We start from the raw sequence: 6,119 nt of genomic DNA on the forward strand, positions 1-6,119 counted from the left end.
GTGATAGCTGTGATAGCTGTGATAGCTGTGATAGCTGTGATAGCTGTGATAGCTGTGATAGCTGTGATAGCTGTGATAGCTGTGATGTTATTTGCTGATAGCAATCATCATAGCGATTTTTATAGCTTAACTCTTTTTAAGGAGTTGAAGTTATAAAGATTGCTTTTTCTATATTATATTGCCCTTAGGAGGACAAATGGAACACAAATCGAATTCATACAAAGTAAATCGACAGCAACGTGAAAAAGTTTTGCGCTTTTCTATTCGTAAATACAGTTTCGGTGCCGCTTCAGTTGCTGTTGCAGCGCTGATGTTTTTGGGCGCGCGCGTTGCTAGTGCGGATAGTGTAGTTGAAAACACTCCAAAATCTACTGCGGGTGTAGTAAGTCCTAAAGATGAGGCCAAGTCGCCTCAAGGTATTGCGGAACCTACTGGAAACAAAGTAGATGAAGTAAATAAATCCTTGGAAACTCAAGCGCCTACAGTTGATAAAACTAAGTTGAGAAAAGTAGTTGAAGAACTAAATTCTCTTCTTTCAACTAAATTAAACCTTGACGAGTCAGTAGTCTCACCTATTAAAGATAGACTTCAAAAAGGAAAAGAAGCCCTAGAAAGTTCTGAGCTAGCTCAAAAGGATATTGATGAGCTTGTAGAACTCTTGTCTAAAGATGTGACAGTCTTATCAGCTGCTGCTAAGGAATCAAGTGAGGTTCAAGTAGATAAAACTGAAAAGCAGGCTGACAACCTAGCGAGTGCATCTTCTTCTGAAGTAAGAGCAAGCGAAGAGAGTCAAACTGTATCAGCTAAAAAAGAAGCCTTGAAAGTATCTGTAGATCAATTGCAGGCAGCTGTTTTGGAATTGCCTGAGCATGAGACAAGCAAAGAAGTTCTTGAAAAAGCCAATGAACTATTGGGATTGGCGCAAGAAGTTCTTGAAAACACAACAGTTTCTCTGAATGATGTTGAAGAAATGAACAAACTTGTGAAGAGAATGTTTAATTCTGTTAAAAATGCTACAACACGTTTGACTTCAGGTGCTCGTGACTCACGTAATGGTCAAAGTATGGGACAAGGTTCTAATCTAAGATCTGCACCTATTGATAAAACGACTAAACGTGGGAGTCTTGGGATAGTTGTAGCGGACTCTGGATTTATCACAGGATATGCAACGCCATCTTCAACAATTGAAATTAAGAGAAATGGCCAAAAGATACTTACGTCTAAACTAGATGATACTGGAGCTTTTAAATTAAATGCACCAGGTATTAAAGTGGGAGATAAAGTTGAATTAGTAGTCAATGGTCAAAGTGTTTATAATACTACAGTAAGTCAAGTAGACACAGTGGCATTCAATGATAGTTTAGCTGGTGTAGCTCAGGTTGATGGATATACAGCGTCAGAAGCTGATGTTGAAATATCAATTGGTGGGAAAAAATACACGACTAAATCTCAATCAAACGGATATTTTACAGTTAATGTAGACCCTAAGTTGATGGTGAAAGGTGCTACTATTACAGCCGTAGTCAAAAAGAACGGAAAAGAAGTAGGACGTGGAACAAGTAACATTCGTGAAACAAGAAAAACAGACTTTGGTGTTGGTTGGAATAAAAACCCAATGCTTAACTATTCAGAGCGTGATGTATATTCACCAGATACCAAGCAATATGCCTTCGTAAGTGTAGGGACTGCTGATAAAGCCTACGATAATATTCGTGTGTATCGTGAAGAGCGTATCGAAAAAGATGGAAATAAATATTATTACTGGATCGTAGATTCAGGTCCAGCGGAAAATGCTCTTGCGGGTTCTTCTAAGAAAATCTCACTTGCTATTCCGCGTACTGTAGGAGATCCGTATGACTTTACTTATACAAAATATAAAGATGGGCATCAGACATCTCATAAAGAATATTCTAGTGCTTCAGCATGGGAATATGAGAACTCAGCTTATCGAGCATATGTAAAAGATGGTGTCCGACGTTCGGGGGCATCTTATACAGAAAATGTAGACGGGTGGCTGGACTATATTAATCCATCTAATGGTTGGAGATCGAATATTTACCGTAAAAATAGTGGAGATGGAACAGAGCCTAACGCCGATGCATTTCCACGTGTTATTGATATGTTAGGTGTTTATAAAAATGGTCTTGAATACAACCTTGTTAGAGGTGTTATAGAAGATAAAATGAACGTCGTTGCTGGGCAACGTACGATTATCACTTTTAAAACGAAAGTTTTAGAAGGTGATGAATTGGATCAAAGTATTATGTCGGATTGGGTGAATAAAGATAAAAGTAATCCGATGCTGGCTGATATTAAAAAACGTTTAGCAAATGATCCGTATATTGCCTATGGAGGGTATACAACGACAGGCTACATTCGTTATAGAACGGGTGAAAACGCCATTATCGGTACGTTGCCGTTGAGACCGGAAGAGGCTACTAACTTCAATTTCAAACCAGTATCTAAAGAGCAAACTACAAAAGTGGGAGTTATTCCTCCAGCGATTGATAGCATTAAGAATAAGTCAGAAATGCCAGCTGGAACAACCTATCGTTGGTTTAAAGATCCAGATGTGTCCAAAACTACGGCACCAGGGAAACCAGTGTATGGTAAGGTAGAAGTAGTAATCCCCCAACGTGGAACCTACATTGTGGATGCACCAGTTCATGTTGTAGATACCAAAGCTCAAACACCAGTGGCAACAGCTAAAGATAATGGGGATGTAACTGCAAAACCACAAGATTCTAAAAAAGTAGACAAAATCAAAGTAAGCTTTACAGGTGAAGATAACAAGCAAAAAACAGCTGAAGGAACTAAAGGAACAAACGGTAAATGGACTGTAAATAATCCAGATGTTCGAATTGATCCAAATACAGGTGAAATCACAATCCCAGCTAATAAAGTAAAAGATTTAACAGAAGTAACTGCAGTTACGAAGAATGGAAATGGTGCGGATTCAGATCCAGCTAAAGCAACTGCGAAAGATGTCCAAAAACCACAAGCTACTTTAAATGGCATTACGCTAACAGAGACAGCCAATACACCAATCTTTACAGTCTATCGTGGTGCTGACTTTAACCCTGAACTTAAGGTATGGGATAACTCAGGAAAAATCTCAAAAGTAACAGTTGGAAATCTTCCTGGCGGAGTAAGTGCTTCTAACTTTACAGCCCAAACTGGTAAAGATGGAAGTTCAGAAGATAAGAAGTATAAAACTCGTTTATCTTCGGGTAGAGTAATCGATACTCAGACATTAGGAGAACATACTGCTACTCTTCACGTAGAAGGAAGCAGTGCTACTGACAGCCGTGATTTGAAATTCAAGTACCGTGTTGTGGATATTACAACAAAAAATCTTGAAAATGGTGTCGCGAAAGTACCAGTAGGTTCAACTTTAAATGTACCAAATAGCCGTACAAATGTTGATGCTCATAATTATCTTAAAGTTGTAGATAGCCAAGATCAAAGCGATCGTGGAAATAGCCACTTGCCTCAAGGTATGACTTGGACGTGGAAAGCTGGAGACAACTTAGATCCAGGTACTACATTAGATAATTCAGGTAAATACACTCGAAATGCTACAGCGCAATTCCCAAGTTCTGTAACAGATAACAATAGTACAACTCGAACAACATTTGCACCGACAGAAATCAAGCGTCCAGTAGTTCTTGCGGTAACGCCGACAGCGCCTAGCGTAGTAGCCAATGAAAATGGTAGTGTAACAGTTACCCCACCAACACGTCCTAATGGTACTACACCGCAAGATATTGATACAATCACACTTACTTATACACCAACAGGTAAGACTACACCAGAAACTGTAACAGTTGCAAAATCAGGAAATAACTGGACAGTCAATGGTAAGACAACCGATAAAGTATCAGTAACTCCAGCAGGTGTTGTAACAATTTCTGATCTTGAAGTTGCAGATGGTAAAGAAGTAACTGCAAAAGTTTCTAAGACAATTGGTAATAATGTAGTTCTTGAAAGTCCAGTAGCTAAAGTAACATCAAAATCTTCTAAACCATCTAAACCAGTAGCAGTGGCGAAAGATAATGGTGATGTTACAGGTAAACCACAAGATCCAGCAAAAGCAGATAAGATTACTGTAAGCTATACAGGAGAAGATAATCAACCAAAAACAGCTGTTGGAACTAAAGATCCGAAAGGAAAATGGACAGTAAATACTCCAGAAGTACAAATCAATCCAAATACTGGAGAAATCACGATTCCGGAAAATAAAGTAAAAGACGGAACAGAAGTAACAGTAGTTACCAAAAATGGAAATGGTGCTGATTCAGATCCAGCAAAAGCAACAGCGAAATTTTCTAAGCCAGCTAAACCAGTAGCAACAGCAAAAGACAATGGTGATGTTACAGGTAAACCACAAAATCCAGCAAAAGCAGATAAGATTACTGTAAGCTATACAGGGGAAGATAATACTCCGAAAACAGCTGTTGGAACTAAAGGAACAAATGGCAAATGGACTGTGAATAATCCGGAAGTTAGAATTGATTCCAATACAGGGGAAATCACTATTCCGGCAGATAAGGTGAAAGATAACACAGAAGTAACTGTAGTTACCAAAAATGGAAATGGTGCTGATTCAGATCCAGCAAAAGTAACTGCAAAAGATGTGCAAAAACCACAAGCTACTTTAAATGGTATTCCATTAACAGAAACAGCTAATTCACCAATCTTTACAGTCTATCGTGGCGCTACATTTAACCCTGAATTGAAGGTATGGGATAACTCAGGTGTGATTTCTAAAGTAGAAGTTAAGGGAGGACTTCCAAAAGGAGTAACCGCTTCTACATTTACATCTCAAACAGGAAAAACTGAAGCAAATCCATATGCAACTCGCTTGTCTTCAGGTACTGTATTGAATACTGAAACTTTAGGAGAACATGAAGCTACTCTACATGTTGAAGGAAGCAGTGCTACTGATAGCCGTGATTTGAAATTCAAATATCGAGTGGTTGATATTGAGACTAGAAACCTTGAAAATGGTATCGCAAAAGTACCAGTAGCTTCAACGTTGAATGTAGCCAATAGTGGTAAAAATATTGATGCTCATAGATATCTTAAGGTTGTAGATAGTGAAGATAAAGCAGATCGTGGAAACAATTATTTACCAAGTGGTATGACGTGGACATGGAAAGCTGGAGATAAATTAGATTCAGGAACAACACTAGATAACTCAGGGAAATATACTCGAAATGCAACAGCAGTATTCCCGGATACTAGCAAAAATTCTATTACGGATGTAAATAGTACAACTAGAACAACATTTGCACCTGCAGAAATTAAGCGTCAAGTAGTGTTAGCAGTAACGCCAACAGTGCCTAGCGTAGTTGGACATGAGAATGGTAGTGTGACAATTACCCCACCAACACGCCCTAATAGTACTAATCCACAAGATATTGATACTATCACCCTTACTTATGTACCAACAGGTAAGACTACACCAGAAACTGTAACAGTTACAAAATCAGGAAATACTTGGACTGTAAATGGTAAGACAGCTGATAAAGTGTCAGTAACCCCTGCAGGCGTTGTGACAATTTCTGATGCTGAGGTTGCAGATAAAACAGAAATAACTGCAAAAGTTTCTAAGAGAATTGATAATGTAGTTCTTGAGAGTCCAGTAGCTAGAGGAACAGCAAATGGTAGTTTGGGAGCTGAAGTTACTCCACCAGCACCAGTTCTGGAAAAAGAAAAAACTACGCCAGTTACAGTAGTAACACCAAACAAACCAGGTTCAACAATCACCACAGAAACACCAGTCAATGGATTGACAGTAGATGGCGATGGTAACTTAACTGGTACACCAACTGTCACAGATTGGGGACCAAAAGAAGAAGAACGTAAAGTTACGATCCCAGTTAAAGTTAAACATGGTGACGAGGTAGTTCCTGTAAATGTTCCAGTTACTATCCAACGCGATACAGATGGAGACGGAATTCCAGATAAAGTAGACACAGATGATGACAACGATGGAATTCCAGACAAGGATGATGCAAATCCAAAAGTAGCGGATAAATTAACAGGAGACACAACAGGAAAAACTGTAAAAGAAAAAACACCTGTCCCAGCAAATACTAAGGTAGTAACACCAA

Annotated in this window: 1 protein-coding gene; it reads left to right on the top strand. The window is 38.8% G+C overall.

Features of this window, described 5'->3' with window-relative positions; translation table 11 throughout:
* Positions 1-196: 196 nt before the first annotated feature.
* Positions 197-6,119: sialoglycan-binding domain-containing protein (locus N8L90_RS09175; RefSeq protein ID WP_261025187.1), on the top strand; the 5,923-nt coding region annotated here is incomplete at its 3' end.

The organism is Streptococcus mitis (assembly GCF_946190115.1).
In the GTDB taxonomy this organism is placed as follows: Bacteria; Bacillota; Bacilli; order Lactobacillales; family Streptococcaceae; genus Streptococcus; species Streptococcus mitis_CO.